Raw genomic sequence first — 16,855 nt, 5'->3', positions numbered from 1 at the left:
CTAATTATTACTTCTCTATTATAGAGTACAATACGTCTTTGTTAACTGAAGCTGGGTACTTTTCTTCCAATTCAAGTTTCCAAATTGCCTCTAAATAATTTTGATAATTGGTTATCACCTCGCCTCTAGCCTCTTCAAAGGTTTTTAAACCACCATTTTTAACTTCTTTGACATCTGCAAAGAATACTGATCCGTCAAGGTTACTCTCATTAGCAGTTAAGCCATTGAACCAATGGTTATCTACTACTGTACTTTCTTCTTTTTGAAAGTTTCTAGATGAAATTTTAAGTCTGTTAGACTCGTAACGATTCATCAACGAAAGAATTCTATCATCACTCAAGAAAAACTCTCCTTTACCTAGTCTTAAATATGAAATTTCTTCAGAATTAAGAACTTTAGAATTGTAGCGATTATTGATTAGGGTACGTACTCTATTTGCAGTAGCCTCATCTTTTGAAGTATATACTTTAGTTATCGCTCTTTCATCCCAACGGTAATTTTCCTTTGTTAGGTTGTAGTAATTCATAAGGCCTGCTGAATCATTAATGGCTTTAGACCATACTTTCTGATCCATTAAATCAAATAACATAATACCATCGTGGTATTCTTTCATTAGAGCTTTGAACTCTGGGTATTTGTTTTCTAATTGAGAATCTTCATAATCCAAACACGTTTTTGTTACCCATTCGTCGTAACGCTTTTTCACCATTGGGCAGGTGTTAGCTGAATCAGTAGTAATTTTATTCTCAGCTAAATAGTCAGCAAAGTCATCTTGAGTGTATTCAATACCATCAAGTGTAAACATTGTTCTGCCCTGAGTTTTGTAAAAGTCTCTATCCCAGTTTTTGTAGTTAATTTTGCAAAATGGATCAAGATTTGAAGCCCCTTTTCCACCGTAGTCTAATGTTAGTAAATTCAATCTTGTGATATAAAAATCATGATTGCTTGATGTTCTAGAGCTGATTCCTCTAACTTCAGTAAAATTATACTCTTCTTTAATTTTAGCAACTAAAGATTCAACACCTCTGTTACTTCTTGTATCACGTTTTAAATTTCTCTGGATTTCAGCTTTAGAGTCTTCAAATGACGGAATAGGTCTCTTATCTAACAACTTAATAACGTGCCATCCGTACATAGACTTCACAGGCTTAGAGATATCTCCAGTATTTTGCAAATTAAATGCAGCATTTTCAAACTCTGGCACCATTTGACCAGCACCAAACCATGGTAATTCACCTCTTTTAGATGCTGAGCTTTTATCATCAGAAAACTTAGCCATCTCTTCAAAAGAACTTCCGTTTTCTAAAGATTCTAATAATTGTCTTAGTTTTTCTTGATTTCCTTGTATTTCTTCTTGAGTTGCATCGTCTCTTTCTTCAATCATAATGTGAGCAACTTTAACCTCACCTCTGTTAGGACGTTTATCAACTACTTTTAATATATGATAGCCAAATTGAGTTCTAAATGGTTGTGATAAATCACCCACTGCTGTATTGTAAGCTGCTGTCTCAAATGGATAAACCATTCTAAAGGCTGAAAAATACCCTAAATCTCCACCATTTGTTTTAGCTGAAGGGTCATTTGAGAATGATTTTGCAATTGAAGCAAAGTCTTCTCCTTTTAGGATACGGCTTCTGAGGTTTTTAATCTCATTGTAAGCTTTAAGAGTATCTTCTGGTGAAGCGTTTTCAGCAACATTTAACAAAATGTGACTAGCTCTAAGCTCATATTTCATCCTTTCATAGGCTTCTTCGATGAGCTCATCTTCAGCTGCTTGATCGGTGAGGTATGGTCTAGATAATTGAGTTCTATATCCAGCTAATTCTTTTTTGAAGCTAGCTGAAGTATCCATCTGATTTTCTTGTGCATATAATACCTTTCTTTTAAAGTCAATGAATAAATCAGCATATTCATCTAAATATTCTTGGTTGACTTCATTTTCAGTATTATTCTTTCTGAAAATAGTTTCAAATTCACCCAAAGGTACATTTTCTGGTCCTACTGACATTACAACATCATCGGACTTGTCATCACCTGGGTTACTAGCTGTAGCATAATTCACTGTTGAGAAGGAAAATGCAAGGGCAAGTAAAATTAAAATTCTGTTCATTTTTCTAAGATTTAATAATTAGTTTTTTAGTTATTATCGGCTATAATTAGGGGCTTCTTTAGTAATATTAACATCGTGAGGATGACTCTCAGTCATTCCTGCTGATGTGATACGTATAAATTTAGCTTCGGTTAGTGTAGATATATCATGTGCGCCACAGTATCCCATACCAGCTCTTAATCCACCTATCATTTGGTGAATTACCTCATCAAGGTTTCCTTTGAATGCAACTCTTCCTACAATTCCTTCTGGAACGAGTTTTTTGGCATTATCTTCATTGGCTTGAAAATAACGGTCTTTTGATCCTGCTTGCATAGCTTCAACAGAACCCATTCCTCTGTATGTTTTGAATTTTCTTCCTTCAAAAATTACGGTTTCACCTGGTGCTTCTTCAACACCGGCAAATATAGAACCCAACATAACAGAACTTGCTCCGGCAACTATGGCCTTCACAATATCACCTGAATATCGAATTCCGCCATCTGCTATGATGGGTATTCCTTTATCTTTTAGAGCTTTTGAAACACTAATAATTGCTGATAATTGAGGTAGCCCAACGCCAGCAACAACTCTAGTTGTACATATTGAACCTGGACCTATACCTACCTTTACAGCATCTACTCCTGCCTCCGCTAGTGCTAATGCCGCTTTTTCTGTAGCAATATTGCCTGCAACAATATCAATCTCAAATTCAGACTTTAATTTTTTAACTGTGTCAATGACTCCCTTACTGTGTCCGTGAGCGGTATCTACTATAATAGCATCTACACCTGCGTCAACCAACGCTTGAACTCGCTCCGAAACATCAGTAGTCACTCCAACGGCAGCAGCAACTCTTAAACGACCGTATATATCTTTACACGAATTTGGTCGAGTCTTATTTTTCATGATGTCTTTGTAGGTAATTAGACCTACCAGTTTACCATGTTCGTCAACAACAGGAAGTTTTTCAATTTTATTGGCTTGGAGAATGTCTTTAGCATTTTCTAAATCCGTTAGTTGAGTCGTTACTAAGTCATCAATAGTAGTCATAACCTCAACAATTTTCTTGTCGTGGTTTTTTTCGAATCTCAAATCCCTATTAGTTACAATACCAACTAAGTCTAAGTTTTCTTTCACTACTGGTATACCACCAATTTTATTTTCTTTCATAATGGCTAACGCATCACTTACAGAAGAATTTTGAGGAAGTGTAATGGGATCTAAAATCATTCCGCTTTCGGAACGTTTTACTTTTCTTACTTCTGCAGATTGATTGGCAATAGACATATTCTTGTGAAGAACACCTATGCCACCATCTTGTGCCAATGCAATTGCCATCTTTGCTTCTGTAACTGTATCCATAGCAGCAGAAACAATGGGGATATTAAGTTTTATATTTCTGGAAAATTGAGTGGTAACATTTACCTGATGGGGTAATATGTCAGAATAATCTGGCACAAGCAACACATCATCGTAAGTTAATCCCTCGCCTATTATTTTCTTGCTATAATCCATAATCGAATTTAGAATGGCAAAAGTAGTAAATTCTATTGTAAATCAATAATATTTAAACTAGGATTATCTTAGTAAAACTATACGCCCTGTTTCTCTTAGGGTTTGCCCTTGTGCAAATTGGATTTGAATATCAAATATATACATGCCGTTTGCCGCAATATTATTTGCAAATGTTCCATCCCAACCCTCTTGCAATGAATTGGTTTCAAATACCAATTGCCCCCATCTAGAAAAGACTTGTAATTTGTAAGAGTCTATGGATTCTGACTGATTGACTGTAATGTTCCAAACGTCATTTTTAATATCACCATTATCTGGTGTAAAGGCTTTTGGTATGTACAGTAAAGGGGATTTAGAAATACAAACTTGGTTTGAAAAAACAGTGTCTTTCCTTCCTAATTCATTAAAGTCATCTTCTGTAGAAATTTGATAGATACACACTTTGCCAAAATCGTTTTCAATGGAAATGTCATAAGGTGTAAAAGTGTACACGTTTTGTAAAAACGTTCGCTCGCCATTGACCTCTTTCCATATTTCTAAATGTGATGCACTGATAAAACCATCATACTCTCCAGTAATTACTGAAATACTTTCTTTATTAATACTCTGAGGGTCGAGCTTCAGGTTATGTACGATTGAGGTATCGCTTAGATTAGTTAGAGTCGTTAAATCGTATTCTTTACCACAAATATCTACTGGCTTAGCTCTGTAATAATATAAGTTTCTGTAAGGTAAAACCAAATCATCTGTAAATAAGTATCCATTAGGCGATAATTCTGCTTTTCCTGAAAAAAACTGAAATCCATCTGCTGTAAACGATCGATAAATATTAAAATGGCTTAGGTCAACAGAGTTAGATAATGCTGTAACCTTAATATTAGTTTCTCCCTCCACCGTTACCCTGTTAACGTAGCTGAAGGTTGGAATGTCTATATCTGTAGATGTAAATGATATTCTATTTGATTTTGACACATAAGATGCTGTACTTGTTGCTTCTAACCACATTGTGTACTTACTTGAATAATCCACAGCTAAAAAAATAGAAGTATCTTCTTTTTCTAAATCTAATGTTTCTTCAGGAAAAATCGTCCCGCTTGTCAAATCTTCTCTAATAATTTTAAGCTGATAAGCTTCCATTCCTACCATATTGAGATAAGGGTTCCAATCTAAAAAAACAGAGGTATCGCATTCTTCATAAGAATTGTTTACAAAAATGGTTGAATGGGCAGTGCTTCTAATACTATTGTTTCCCATTGCGTCAAATGCAACTACACTAAAGGTTTCGATTTTATTTTGTGGGTTTGCATTGGTAGTGGTATAGTTGGTATTTGTTAGACCTAAGACGGTATCAAGCGGTATCCATAATCCAGAGATATCTTCAAAATAAATGATGTAACCTGTAACCTGGTTAGAATTATTAACCCAATAAATATCCACTTGTTCACTTACGGGGTTAACACTAATTCTAGTAATTAAGGGTGGATTAGGGTCTTGAGCAAAAACTACAAAGGAGTTGCAAACAAGCAAGGTTAATATAAAACATCGAAAAACTTTCATTACCATCAACTATTCTGTGTCTAAAACTTCATTTCTGACATTTTATTTTTTACCAAATTAAATTCTTCAATAATTTCATGAACAATATCGGCAGCGGGTTTTATAGTTTCCATGAGTGCAGAAACTTGTCCTATTTCCAATTCACCTTCATTTAGGTCTCCCATAAACATTCCTTTCTTGGCTCTCCCCCTTCCTAATAAAGAGATAAGTTCTTCTTTTTTCGCTCCATTTTTGTAAGCTTCAATAAGCTGATTATAAAACTCGTTTTTTAGTAGTCTAACTGGTGTAATTTCTTTTAGCATTAATTGGGTATCACCCTCTTTAGAATTAAGAATAAAATCTTTAAAATTTTGATGTGCTGAAGATTCTGGCGAAGCTATAAACCTACTTCCTATCTGAACACCATCGGCACCTAATGCCATTGCTGCCAACATTCCACTTCCGGTCGCAATGCCTCCAGCCGCAATAAGTGGCAGAGAAACTGATTTTCTTATAAGAGGAATCAGGCACATAGTAGTTGTTTCTTCTCGTCCATTATGACCTCCGGCTTCAAAACCCTCAGCTACAATTGCATCTACTCCGGCTTCTAAAGCTTTTTTGGCAAATTTGACATTACTTACAACATGTACCACAGTAATATCATGCTTTTTAAGGTGTGACGTCCATTTAGCAGGATTTCCAGCAGAGGTAAAAACAACCTTTACCCCTTCTTCAATCAGAATATTAATATGATCATCAATCTGAGGATATAATAATGGTAAATTGACTGCGAAAGGCTTTGAAGTGTGTAATTTACATTTCTGAATATGCTCTCTCAACACATCTGGATACATTGAGCCTGAACCTATAACTCCTAGTCCGCCGGCATTACTCACAGCCGATGCTAACCTCCAGCCAGAACACCAAATCATACCTGCTTGGATTAGTGGATATTTTATACCAAATAATTGAGTAATATTATTGTTCATTAACTATCTTTGTTCGCGTTACGAAATTAGATAAATTTTACCAATGAAAAGAGACGAAAGAATATTTGAATTAATTGAAGAAGAAAAAAACCGTCAGATGCACGGCATTGAGTTGATTGCTTCGGAAAACTTTGTTAGTGAACAGGTTATGGAAGCTATGGGTTCTGTATTAACTAATAAATATGCTGAAGGTTTTCCTAAAAGACGATATTACGGTGGTTGTGAAGTTGTTGACAAGGTTGAGCAATTAGCAATTGATAGAGTGAAAGAATTATTTGGTGTTGAATATGCCAACGTACAGCCTCATTCAGGTTCTCAAGCTAATGCAGCGGTCTTTTTAGCTGTTCTTAAGCCGGGTGACAAAATCCTAGGTTTCAATTTAGCTCATGGAGGACATCTTACTCACGGATCTCCTGTTAATTTTTCTGGTAAAATTTATAAGACTAGTTTCTATTCTGTTAAGGAAGAGGATGGCTTAATTGATTACGATGCTTTAGAGCAAACAGCAATTGAAGAAAAACCACAGTTAATTATTTGCGGTGCCTCAGCTTACTCAAGAGATATTGACTATAAAAGATTTAGAGAAATTGCCGACAAAGTAGGCGCTCTTTTAATGGGTGATATTTCTCATCCTTCAGGACTTATTGCTGCAGGACATTTAAACAATCCTGCTCCCTACTGCCACATTCTTACTACTACCACTCACAAAACGTTGAGAGGACCTAGAGGTGGTTTAATAATGGTAGGGAAAGATTTTGAAAACCCTTGGGGTTTGAAAACCCCAAAAGGTTTAGTTAAAAAGATGTCCTCTTTATTGGATTCAGCAGTATTCCCTGGCACCCAGGGCGGGCCACTAGAGCATGTTATTGGTGCTAAAGCCGTTGCTTTTGGAGAAGCTCTAGAGCCAGAATTTAAAGAATACACACTTCAAGTGATCAAAAATGCGAAAGTAATGGCTCAATGCTTTATAGATAAAGGGTATAAAGTAATTTCTGGCGGTACTGAAAACCACTGTATGTTGTTGGATTTAAGATCAAAAGGCATTACTGGTAAAGACGCAGAAAACACTTTAGTAAAGGCAGATATAACTGTAAATAAAAATATGGTGCCATTTGATGATAATTCGCCCTTTGTAACCTCAGGTATGCGAGTTGGAACTCCAGCAATAACAACACGTGGTGTGAAGGAAGATACTATCCCTCAAATAGTAGACTTAATTGACGAAGTACTTATGAATATTGACAATGAAGAAGTTATTCAAAATGTGCGCAAGAAAGTCAATGACCTTATGGGACAGTTTCCGCTTTTTACATACTAATGAGTGATTTCAGCCAACATTTCAAAAAGAATTTACAGTCTTGGGAGAATAGAACGCCTGTACATATGGAGTCTCGATTCTACAACAATGAAAAATTTAAATCGAGCAAATACAGCTTAAATGATATTGAACGATCTATATTGCAAGATGTTAGTAAGCAGTCTATGCTGCACTTACAATGTCATTTCGGTCAAGATACTATCTCATGGGCTAATCTAGGTGCTGAAGCAACGGGAGTGGATTTTTCGCCTTCTGCCATTAAAGCTGCAAAAGAACTTTCTAATGAAGTTAATGTGCCTTGTCGCTTCATTGAGTCTAATGTATTAGAACTTGATTTGGAAGAAGAGTTTGATATTGTTTTCTCTTCTTATGGCGCTATTGGATGGCTTCCTAATCTCAAAAAATGGGGTGAGGTTGTTGCCAAACACCTTAAAAAAGGCGGCACCTTTTTATTAGTTGAAACTCATCCTTTTTTAAGTATTCTTGAAGGACATGATTATTTCTTTGACAAAGATATGAGGATTGAAAAAGAAAAAGGAAGCTATACAGACGGTGGAGAAAATTTGGATAGTGAATTTTACTGGTGGAACCATTCGCTTACAGAAATTTTTGTAGCTCTTGAATCTAATGGCCTAAAGCTTCAATCTTTTGAAGAATATAATTACACGCCTTATCTGCTTAAAGGAATGGTAGAAAGAGAAGCTGGAAAACATGTTTTAAAAGATAGAGCACATCAAAACTTACCATATGTTTTCTCATTGAAAGCAACCAAAAAATAAAGCATATTAATCATTATTATCCATTTCTATTAAAATAATTATAACTTAGATGTCTAATCTTAACAAGTTATTTTATGGATACTTTATTGCATATTGTTCCTGCCATTCCAGTACTAATTACACTGTATGGCGTTATTGCCCGAAAACGTTTTTTCTTTTTACTAGGATTTACTCTTTACGGATTCTTAGTAGTTCCTGCTGAAATGAATTCTTATTTTTCAACTGGAGAGCTTTCACACCTAATCGTTGCAGCACTTTGGATGGCTCAGATTATTATTTCTTTTCCAAATAAACTGAATTATGACGGCACCAAAGTCTTTAAGTCTTTTGCTGTTAAAACATTTTTAGCACTTATTATAATAAATGTTATTGGTGTTTTTATTGTAAAAAATGACCCTAACATTCCTGATGTATGCATGTATTATCATTTATTATTTGTGATTTTCTGTTGTCTAGCGACTTTCTTAATGCTTAGCAATAGAGTGCCTATACAAACTGAAAACAACTAAAATAAAAAGCCCCTACAAATGCAGGGGCTTTTTTAGAGTAGCGAGGGAGAGATTTGAACTCTCGGCCTCCGGGTTATGAATCCGACGCTCTAACCAACTGAGCTACCTCGCCATTGTTGGGTCGGCAAATATACTATTTTTGTCAACTCCTCAAATAGCCTTTTGTAATTTTTAAGACCTCCCTTCTTCATTCAAAAGTTTAGTGTGTCTTTTAAGCGTTCTAAGAATTAAACTTAGCAACACAGAAACAATTAGTATATCTATTGAAAAATTGGAAATAAGTACATCATCACCGGCAAAGTAATTTCTCAAAAAATCTACAAATACAAAACCAATAACAGTAGCCAATACTCCAGAATACTCTCTTCTTAAAACACTCACAAAAGAAAATGGGATTTCGCTTTTCTTAAGGTTTGAAAATTTAGGTATAAAAGCTGGTAATGTTTTTGCCCAATCTAAATAGTTATGACCAAATTTTTGTTCTAAAAATCGCTCTTCAGCAAACATAATACGTTCGTAATATACCCAGTACAAAAGACTAACTATAACAACGAAGCACCAATTATAAGTAAAGCATACAATACCAATCCACATAAAATAATTCCCTAGATAAAGTGGGTGTCTTAACATGGAATAAATACCAGTACTATTGAGTTGTTCAGCAACTTGTTCTTTAGTGTTTCTTCCTGATGTCCCTCTAGGGGTTGTGCCAATTGTGTAAGCTCTAATGACAAATCCTATAACAGATAAACCGATAGCCAAAAAAGTATAATTTTCTGCTAGCAAAGGGGGTATATCCTCAGTGACATAGATGAAAGGAATAGCCAAAATAAAGAGGACAATAGGAAATTGCCCTCTATACTTAAACAAGAAGTTACCTTGCTTTTCTAATTCGTTTATTAATGCCATTAATTAATCGATAGTAATTCTACCTCAAAAATAAGTGTTTCGTTGGGACCAATTGAACCTCCTGCCCCTCTCTCGCCATATGCCAAATTGGATGGTATGAATAATTTATATTTTGAGCCTACATTCATTAATTGTAGAGCCTCTACCCATCCTTGAATTACACCACCTACTGGAAATGAAGCTGGCTGACCTCTATCAACAGAGCTATCAAATACAGTGCCATCTATTAATGTGCCATGATAATGTACTGTTACTTCATCACTTGCAGCTGGCTTAGTACCTTGTCCTTGCGTTAAAACTTGATATTGTAAACCTGATGCTGTTGTGACCACACCTTCTTTTTTAGCGTTTTCATCAAGAAACGCTTGTCCTTTGCTAATCGCTTCTTGACTTTTCTTTTGACTTAATTCCATGAAGTAATCTTGTATTAAAGCATTAGCATCCTCTTCGCTTATCTTCACATCATTTTCAGAAAAAACATCGTTAAATGCTGACGAAATAGCATCAGATTCAACAGTTTCAAAGCCGCTAGTCTTTAAATTATTGGCAAGACTCACTCCTAAGCTGTAACTTACAGAGTCCATTTTTGTAGTTAATTCAGTGTTCATTGTATCCACACTATTGCATGAAAATATAAGTGCAGTTACTCCGGAAATTATAACGATTTTTTTCATTAAATTGATTTTTAGTTAGTTTATATAATTTGATATTACTTTTTTGAATGTTTGAATAGCAGAATCCATGTCTGTCGAAGCACCACCAGCAGCGTTTATGTGTCCACCACCACCAAAATGGTCTCTAGAAAGCTGATTTACTGAAATATCCCCTTTTGACCTAAATGATATTTTAATTATATCATCTCTTTGAACAAAAAAGGCCGCTACTCTAACTCCTTTTATTGATAGTGCATAATTTACAACGCCCTCAGTATCTCCTTTTTGAAAGTTAAATCGCTTTAGCTCCTCTTCGGTCAGACAGATATATGCAGCATTAAATTCTGGCAAGACCTCTAATTTTTCGTTTAAGCAATAGCCTAAAAGCTTTAATCTACTTACAGAATTATTATCATGAATCTTGTCATATACCCAATCGTTCCTCACTCCTTTTTCTATAAGAGTAGAAACAATCTGATGTGTTTTTGAGGTTACCGAATTAAACCTGAAATTCCCAGTATCTGTCATTATGCCAGCGTATAAGCACTCTGCTATATCCTGATTAATTAAGTGTTGGTCACCCAAAAGCTCTAAGAATTCAAAAATTAATTGAGCGGTTGAACAAGCTGTAGTATCCGAAAAATTAAAGTCGAAAGTATCTGGCTGTTGATGATGATCTATTAAAACCTTTGGCGCTTTGGATGACTCTACTACTGGAGCATAGGTGTCAATTCGACTAAGTATATTGAAATCTAAACAAAATATAAGTTCTGCTTTTTCTGTAATTCGCTTAGCTTTTTCTTCATGATAACAGAATTCTATAACGTTATCATTTCCTTTCATCCACTTCAAAAAACTAGGGTAATCATTGGGTGTAATAACTGAAACTGTATGCCCCTTTATTTGAAGATAATTAGCTAAGCCCAAAGAGGAACCCATAGCATCACCATCAGGCCCTTTGTGAGTAGTTATTACAATTCGTCTTGGGGATGACAAAAACGATTTTAATTGATTTAATTCTTCTGCTTTCATAAAGTTTGCTAAAATAAGAATAAAACTGAGTGTATTTAGCAAAGGAATTTTATAAATTCGCGCCAACAAATTATATGACTATACAAATGGCAACTAATAGAACATTCACAATGATTAAGCCCGAAGCCGTAGAAAAAGGAAACATCGGTGCTATTTTAGAACGAATAAACGCTGCAGGTTTTAGAATTGCAGCAATGAAAAAAACACAGTTATCTACTGATTCTGCTGGTACTTTCTACGCAGTTCATAAGGAACGCCCATTCTATGGAGAATTGGTAAGCTATATGAGTTCTGGCCCTATTGTAGCTGCAATTCTTGAAAAAGATAATGCTGTTGCTGATTTCAGAGCACTTATTGGCGCTACTGATCCATCAGAAGCTGCTGATGGCACTATCAGGAAAGAATTTGCTGAGAGTAAAGCAAAAAATGCTATACACGGTTCTGACTCTGACGAAAATGCTGCTATTGAAGCTGATTTCTTCTTTACAGAGGAAGAGCGTTCATAATTAAATAAATGCATTAGAAAGCTCTTTTCCTTCAGGATTAGGGCTTTTTTTATTTTAGGATTATATCAACAATCACTTCTTTACCAACAGCATCATTTAGCTTTTTTATAAGCTCACTTCTTTGGTAAGATAGTTCTTGGCGTAATGTTGATGAATTTAGCCTTATGTGTAGTTTTTTATTGGATATGAATACTTCATCCGTATACTTTGCCAAAGAAGCTCCCAATAACTTATCCCATTCCGTAATTATCTTTACTTCATCAAGCTTTTGTTCCCAACCGCTTTCTCTAAGAAAATCTTTAATTACATCTCCTAATGACTGTTGGTTACTCTTCCTTTTCAACGGCTCCGTTTTTAATGTGAAACAATTTGAAGTCAGCATTTATCTTGTTAAAGATTTGCTTTGTTCTCTCAGGATGAGTGTCGGTTACAAATATCTGCCCAAAATGATGGCGATGAACCAAGGACATTAGGTGTTCTACCCTATTGTCATCTAATTTATCAAAGATATCATCTAATAGTAACATTGGTTTATAGCCTAAAGCATCTTGCATAAAATCAAATTGAGCTAATTTGAGTGCTAATAAATAGGTTTTTTGCTGACCTTGAGAACCTGCTCTTTTAATCAAATGATCGTTCAAATTAAATACTAAATCATCTTTATGCGTTCCAACTGATGAAAATTTAACGACTTTATCTTTTTCAAAATTAAGTTTTGATAATTCTAAATAATTACCCTCAGTTAACTGAGAGTTGTAATCAATGCTAACTCTCTCATCTGTAGCAGAAATTTCATTGTAATATTTTAAGAAAATTGGTAACAATAAATCTAAAAAAGACTTTCTCTTTTCAAAAATAGTCTGTGTGAGTGGAGCAAGCTGTTCATCATATAAAGATAGTGAAGAATAATCGGATTTAATTGTTTTTAGTAATGCATTTCTTTGGGCAATGAGTTTATTGTAGTGAATAACCGAGATTAGATACTCTTTATCAAACTGAGAAATGACACTATCCATGTATTTTCTTCTGACATCACTGCCACCAAGAAGAAGTTCGCTATCCGTTGGCGACACCATCACTAATGGGTACAATCCAATGTGTTCAGAGAGTTTGTCATAATTTTTTTTATTCTTTCTTATAACCTTCTTTGAACCTGATTTTACAGCACATTGAATTATATCTTTAGTATTGTCTTTATCAAAAATGCCTTCTATAGACATAAATGGTTGATTGTAAAGAATATTGAAACTATCCTGTTTAATAAAAAAACTCTTTGTAAAAGAAAGGTAATGAATAGCATCTAGCAAGTTAGTTTTTCCTGAACCATTATTACCAACAAAACAATTAACGTTTGGATTCAAATCCAAACGACTTTCAGCATGATTTTTGAAATTTAAAACGGATAATTTTTCTAAAAACATCAGCGTATCTTAACTAGCACTAAGTTATCTAAAATTTAACTTAAAATAAGCTATAGTCTGTAAAGTTTTTCAAATGGAAAAAAAAGTTATTTTTGTGGCTCAATTTTATAAACAAATGGCTAAAAAGAAGGTAAATAAAACGGAAGAGCAGTTTGCAGCTGTTGAAGAAACGCTAACACGTACTGAGCAGTGGGTGGAGAATAATCAAAAACAACTCTCTACATTTGTGTTTGGTGTTGTTGCAGTGATTGCACTTTATCTTGCCTACGATAAATTTTATGTTCAATCAATTAATGAAGAAGCTCAAACTGAATTGTTTGTTGCTGTAGAATATTTTGAAAAAGATTCCTTCAATCTAGCATTAAATGGTATTAATGATAACTTAGGGTTATTAGACATTATAGACGATTACGGTTCTACAGATGCTGGCAATTTAGCAAACTATTACGCTGGAATCAGCTATTTACGTACAGGCGATAATGAGTCTGCTATTGAATACTTAAGTGATTTTTCAAGTGACGATGAAATCATATCTTCTATATGCTATGGAAGTTTAGGTGATGCTTATATGAATATTGACGAAGTTGATGAAGCTATAAACTATTGGACTAAAGCAGCATTCAACAGTGAAAATGAATTCACCGCTCCTATTTATCTTAAAAGAGCTGCAATGGCATTGGAGCAAGAAGAAAAGTTCAGCAAAGCAGTAGAATACTATACATTAATTAAAACTAAGTATTCTACCTCTGATGAAGCGAGAGATATAGAAAAGTATATTAATCGAGCTGAATTAAGAAAATAATCTAACTAAAGCTCGTTTATCGAGCTTTTTTTAATGGCAACAGAAAATAAAAATTTATCTCATTACAATCTAGAAGATGTGCCTTCAGCTAAGGGCATGAAGATTGGTATTGTTGTTTCGGAATGGAATGCAAATATCACTGAAAACTTATTTTCAGGTGCTTACGGAGCACTTGTAGAATGTGGGTGTAAGAGAGAGGATATTATTAGAAAGAATGTGCCTGGTAGCTTTGAGCTTCCTCTTGCTGCTCAATTCTTATTAGAATCAAAAAACGTTGATGCCGTTATTTGCTTAGGAAGTGTTATTCAAGGCGAAACCAAACACTTTGACTATGTATGCCAGACTACTGCAAATGGCATAAAAGACGTGTCTCTAAAATATAATAAAGCCGTTATTTTCGGTGTGCTAACTGACAATACAATGCAGCAAGCTATAGACCGCTCTGGCGGCAAACATGGCAACAAAGGTGTAGAAGCTAGTATTACAGCCATTAAAATGGTAAACCTTAGAAAAAATTTATAGTTTGTAAAGTTTTCTTAACTTTGTTGTACTTAAAATTTTGCCATGAATATCATCAAATATTACTTCTTTGTATTCTTGTCGCTTTCTTTCTCTTATTTGTATTCTCAAGAAGTTAATATTTTTATACTTAACTCATCAAATAAGGTTGATACTAACTATTTACAAACTGTTTATTCATCCGTTGGCTTTGTAGAAATACACATGACAGAATCTAACATCAATAACAGTCTGGATACTAGTAACTTTGATATTGCATATATCGCTGAAGGATATTTCTTTAATAGTACAACTCAAAACTGGGAATTGGAGCCCGTTCAAGAAATTGAAAGACAGATAGTACAAAACTTTATTGAAGAAGGCGGTCATGTCGTTTGGTTATCTGAAAATTTTGAAAGTGGCTCTACCAGTGAAAGTCCATTTACAACAGTCAATAATATTTATGGTACAATAGTGAGTAATGGCACATATTATAATAATGGCGGTTTTGGCTCTCCTGAAATGAGTAGAATACATCCCAGTATTGGACCTGCTGGGCTTTCACCTACTGAAACTATTTTCTCATCAGGCAGCTATGCAACAATGGTTGATGTGCCGAATTGCAACAAACTATATACAAGTGGTTCTTTTGATTTTTCTGGAGATATGTTTGATATATGTACTCATACAACCTTGGCTATATTTCCAGGAAGACCAAAACCTAATGAAGGCTCAATAATTATATCATCAGAAATTGATAATCCTATGAAACCGTGGACAGTTTGGGGTGGTGCACAACCTTTTACTATTTATAATACGGAATTAGACTCATCTGTGGCAGCATTGCATTACCAATTAATTATTGATGAAAATACAAATATTGTTAACGATTGGTCTGATATAGAGTCAAACATGAATCCTTACTGCCCAACCGTTACGGCTAGCTTTACACATGGAAGTACTAATTTATGTGTTGGCGATACCATCATATTTATTCATCAAGACGGTCAAAGTGTATTTTATACTACTCAAGATACTGGAACATTCAGACTTAGAGTGTATTATGAGTCTGGCACGTGTAAGGACGACACAGTAGTATTTGTTAATTATACGAATGCTTATGTTGATGCTGGATTAGATAAAACTATATGTAATGGCGATGAAATTGTTTTATCAGCAGAAAACCCTTCTAATGCAACTATAAATTGGAATAATAATGTAACTGATAGCATACCCTTTACACCAATAGCAACAAAAACGTACACCGTTTTTTCTGAAAAATACGGATGCACCAACAAAGATAGTGTTAAAATATCAGTCTCATCAAGACCAGAATTATCTTTGAATATTAAACGGGACACTTCTATTTGTGAAGGAGATGAAGTAGTGCTTTCTGCATATTCTTCGTCAGGAACCACCATTTCGTGGGATAACAATATTAATAACAACACTTCTTTTTATCCGACTCAGTCAAGAACTTACAAAGTAACTGCCGATAACAACGGCTGTGTAGAGGTTGATTCAATAAATATTTATATTAAACCTACACCATCACTAAGCATTGAAAATGATAAAAATATATGTGAAGGTGAATTATTACTCTTAAATGCAGAATCAAACGGTACAGTAGTTTGGGATGGTATTTTGCCAAATAATACAATAGAAAAAGTTTATGATGATAGATACTATACAGCTTTCGCTTCATTAAATGGTTGTCATATAACCGATTCACTTTATGTAACTATTTTCCCTGTACCCGAGCCTAATTTCAATGTACACTATTTAGGTAATTCAGAAAACTCTCAACAAATGTACTTTGAAAACATATCAAACAAAACTGACAATAACTTCATTTGGAAGTTGGGAAATGGAGAAGTAAGCAATGCTTACTCTGTTGAGAAGTCTTACACTAGCGAATTAGACACTATTTTACAAGTAATTTTGTTTGCAGAAAACTCTAATTACTGTAGAGATAGTATTTATAAAAATATTAAAATTAGTAAAACTATAAATGAAATAGTTCATGTGCCAACTGCTTTCACACCAGATGAAAATTCTATTAATGACGGATTAAAACCTGTATTAAACTTTACCCCTTTAGACTACACATTTTCAATATTTAATAGGTGGGGTGAATTAATTTTCAGCACTGATAATATAGACACCTACTGGGATGGGACATTTAAAGGAAATAAAGTATCTCACGGATTATACACCTACAAGATTATTTACAACACCAGAATATTAACGGGAACAATTCACCTTTTTAAATAAAAAAAACCAGCACTTAGGTGCT

16 protein-coding genes and 1 tRNA gene are annotated in these 16,855 nt (G+C 34.4%); 7 read left to right on the top strand and 10 right to left on the bottom strand.

The annotated features are described in order from the left end of the window. Positions 1–7: 7 nt before the first annotated feature. From ISP73_01145 to ISP73_01130, 4 genes are all read right to left on the bottom strand, one after another. A complete protein-coding gene (locus ISP73_01145; GenBank protein ID MBL6657191.1) occupies positions 8–2,110 on the bottom strand; it encodes a peptidylprolyl isomerase in 2,103 nt (700 codons plus the stop codon). Positions 2,111–2,143: 33 nt separating this feature from the next. Beyond that, positions 2,144–3,607, bottom strand: coding sequence for an IMP dehydrogenase (gene guaB / locus ISP73_01140; protein MBL6657190.1), 1,464 nt, complete (start codon positions 3,605–3,607; stop codon positions 2,144–2,146). Between the two features lie 63 nt (positions 3,608–3,670). Continuing rightward, positions 3,671–5,164, bottom strand: coding sequence for a gliding motility-associated C-terminal domain-containing protein (locus ISP73_01135; GenBank protein ID MBL6657189.1), 1,494 nt, complete (start codon positions 5,162–5,164; stop codon positions 3,671–3,673). 20 nt (positions 5,165–5,184) lie between these two features. Beyond that, positions 5,185–6,132 carry a nitronate monooxygenase gene (locus tag ISP73_01130; protein MBL6657188.1) on the bottom strand — a complete coding sequence of 316 codons (948 nt, stop codon included), beginning with the start codon at positions 6,130–6,132 and terminating at the stop codon, positions 5,185–5,187. 43 nt (positions 6,133–6,175) lie between these two features. Here ISP73_01130 and ISP73_01125 point away from each other — a divergent pair, with 43 nt between their 5' ends. The 3 genes from ISP73_01125 (at position 6,176) to ISP73_01115 (ending at position 8,738) form a co-directional block, all read left to right on the top strand. Beyond that, positions 6,176–7,450 carry a serine hydroxymethyltransferase gene (locus tag ISP73_01125; GenBank protein MBL6657187.1) on the top strand — a complete coding sequence of 425 codons (1,275 nt, stop codon included), beginning with the start codon at positions 6,176–6,178 and terminating at the stop codon, positions 7,448–7,450. Beyond that, positions 7,450–8,229 carry a class I SAM-dependent methyltransferase gene (locus ISP73_01120; protein MBL6657186.1) on the top strand — a complete coding sequence of 260 codons (780 nt, stop codon included), beginning with the start codon at positions 7,450–7,452 and terminating at the stop codon, positions 8,227–8,229. The genes ISP73_01125 and ISP73_01120 overlap by 1 nt, the downstream gene beginning before the upstream one ends. A gap of 74 nt (positions 8,230–8,303) precedes the next feature. Beyond that, on the top strand, positions 8,304–8,738 hold the full coding sequence (locus tag ISP73_01115; GenBank protein MBL6657185.1) for a hypothetical protein: 435 nt from the start codon (positions 8,304–8,306) through the stop codon (positions 8,736–8,738). 38 nt (positions 8,739–8,776) lie between these two features. Here ISP73_01115 and ISP73_01110 read toward each other — a convergent pair. The 4 genes from ISP73_01110 to ISP73_01095 form a co-directional block, all read right to left on the bottom strand. Further along, positions 8,777–8,850: transfer RNA gene (locus ISP73_01110), tRNA-Met, on the bottom strand. Positions 8,851–8,909: 59 nt separating this feature from the next. Continuing rightward, positions 8,910–9,647: a DUF1295 domain-containing protein gene (locus ISP73_01105; protein ID MBL6657184.1), complete on the bottom strand. Its 738-nt coding sequence runs from the start codon at positions 9,645–9,647 to the stop codon at positions 8,910–8,912. Further along, the gene (locus ISP73_01100) at positions 9,647–10,231 is read right to left on the bottom strand and encodes an FKBP-type peptidyl-prolyl cis-trans isomerase (GenBank protein ID MBL6657183.1); all 585 of its coding nucleotides are present in this window, start codon (positions 10,229–10,231) and stop codon (positions 9,647–9,649) included. The genes ISP73_01105 and ISP73_01100 overlap by 1 nt, the downstream gene beginning before the upstream one ends. Positions 10,232–10,336: 105 nt before the next feature. Then, complete coding sequence (locus ISP73_01095) at positions 10,337–11,332, bottom strand: bifunctional oligoribonuclease/PAP phosphatase NrnA (protein MBL6657182.1); 996 nt, start codon at positions 11,330–11,332, stop codon at positions 10,337–10,339. 86 nt (positions 11,333–11,418) lie between these two features. On the opposite strand from ISP73_01095, the gene ISP73_01090 reads away from it, so the two are divergent. Continuing rightward, a complete protein-coding gene (locus ISP73_01090; GenBank protein ID MBL6657181.1) occupies positions 11,419–11,838 on the top strand; it encodes a nucleoside-diphosphate kinase in 420 nt (139 codons plus the stop codon). A 49-nt stretch (positions 11,839–11,887) separates the two neighbouring features. Here the strand turns inward: ISP73_01090 and ISP73_01085 are convergent, their stop codons facing one another. Together ISP73_01085 and recF are read right to left on the bottom strand one after the other, a co-directional pair. Then, complete coding sequence (locus tag ISP73_01085; GenBank protein MBL6657180.1) at positions 11,888–12,181, bottom strand: DUF721 domain-containing protein; 294 nt, start codon at positions 12,179–12,181, stop codon at positions 11,888–11,890. Beyond that, the gene (gene recF / locus ISP73_01080) at positions 12,165–13,259 is read right to left on the bottom strand and encodes a DNA replication and repair protein RecF (GenBank protein MBL6657179.1); all 1,095 of its coding nucleotides are present in this window, start codon (positions 13,257–13,259) and stop codon (positions 12,165–12,167) included. The genes ISP73_01085 and recF overlap by 17 nt, the downstream gene beginning before the upstream one ends. Before the next feature lie 73 nt (positions 13,260–13,332). On the opposite strand from recF, the gene ISP73_01075 reads away from it, so the two are divergent. From ISP73_01075 to ISP73_01065, 3 genes are read left to right on the top strand one after another with little or no spacing between them, the layout of a single operon-like run. Then, positions 13,333–14,061, top strand: a complete 729-nt coding sequence (locus tag ISP73_01075) for a tetratricopeptide repeat protein (protein ID MBL6657178.1) — start codon at positions 13,333–13,335, stop codon at positions 14,059–14,061. A gap of 33 nt (positions 14,062–14,094) precedes the next feature. Then, on the top strand, positions 14,095–14,583 hold the full coding sequence (locus ISP73_01070) for a 6,7-dimethyl-8-ribityllumazine synthase (protein ID MBL6657177.1): 489 nt from the start codon (positions 14,095–14,097) through the stop codon (positions 14,581–14,583). Between the two features lie 42 nt (positions 14,584–14,625). Then, a complete protein-coding gene (locus tag ISP73_01065) occupies positions 14,626–16,833 on the top strand; it encodes a gliding motility-associated C-terminal domain-containing protein (GenBank protein ID MBL6657176.1) in 2,208 nt (735 codons plus the stop codon). Positions 16,834–16,855 lie beyond the last annotated feature (22 nt).

The organism is Flavobacteriales bacterium (genome assembly GCA_016779935.1).
Lineage (GTDB): Bacteria > Bacteroidota > Bacteroidia > Flavobacteriales > UBA7312.
Note: the sequence above shows the minus strand (reverse complement) of the source record. Positions and strands in the feature narration are given on the sequence as shown.

Bases quoted from the DNA above. Each gene is read 5' to 3' on its own strand.
- ISP73_01145 (MBL6657191.1), bottom strand. From the start codon at position 2,110: ATGAACAGAATTTTAATTTTACTTGCCCTTGCATTTTCCTTCTCAACA.
- guaB (MBL6657190.1), bottom strand. From the start codon at position 3,607: ATGGATTATAGCAAGAAAATAATAGGCGAGGGATTAACTTACGATGAT.
- ISP73_01135 (MBL6657189.1), bottom strand. From the start codon at position 5,164: ATGAAAGTTTTTCGATGTTTTATATTAACCTTGCTTGTTTGCAACTCC.
- ISP73_01130 (MBL6657188.1), bottom strand. From the start codon at position 6,132: ATGAACAATAATATTACTCAATTATTTGGTATAAAATATCCACTAATC.
- ISP73_01125 (MBL6657187.1), top strand. From the start codon at position 6,176: ATGAAAAGAGACGAAAGAATATTTGAATTAATTGAAGAAGAAAAAAAC.
- ISP73_01120 (MBL6657186.1), top strand. From the start codon at position 7,450: ATGAGTGATTTCAGCCAACATTTCAAAAAGAATTTACAGTCTTGGGAG.
- ISP73_01115 (MBL6657185.1), top strand. From the start codon at position 8,304: ATGGATACTTTATTGCATATTGTTCCTGCCATTCCAGTACTAATTACA.
- ISP73_01105 (MBL6657184.1), bottom strand. From the start codon at position 9,647: ATGGCATTAATAAACGAATTAGAAAAGCAAGGTAACTTCTTGTTTAAG.
- ISP73_01100 (MBL6657183.1), bottom strand. From the start codon at position 10,231: ATGGACTCTGTAAGTTACAGCTTAGGAGTGAGTCTTGCCAATAATTTA.
- ISP73_01095 (MBL6657182.1), bottom strand. From the start codon at position 11,332: ATGAAAGCAGAAGAATTAAATCAATTAAAATCGTTTTTGTCATCCCCA.
- ISP73_01090 (MBL6657181.1), top strand. From the start codon at position 11,419: ATGGCAACTAATAGAACATTCACAATGATTAAGCCCGAAGCCGTAGAA.
- recF (MBL6657179.1), bottom strand. From the start codon at position 13,259: ATGTTTTTAGAAAAATTATCCGTTTTAAATTTCAAAAATCATGCTGAA.
- ISP73_01075 (MBL6657178.1), top strand. From the start codon at position 13,333: ATGGAAAAAAAAGTTATTTTTGTGGCTCAATTTTATAAACAAATGGCT.
- ISP73_01070 (MBL6657177.1), top strand. From the start codon at position 14,095: ATGGCAACAGAAAATAAAAATTTATCTCATTACAATCTAGAAGATGTG.
- ISP73_01065 (MBL6657176.1), top strand. From the start codon at position 14,626: ATGAATATCATCAAATATTACTTCTTTGTATTCTTGTCGCTTTCTTTC.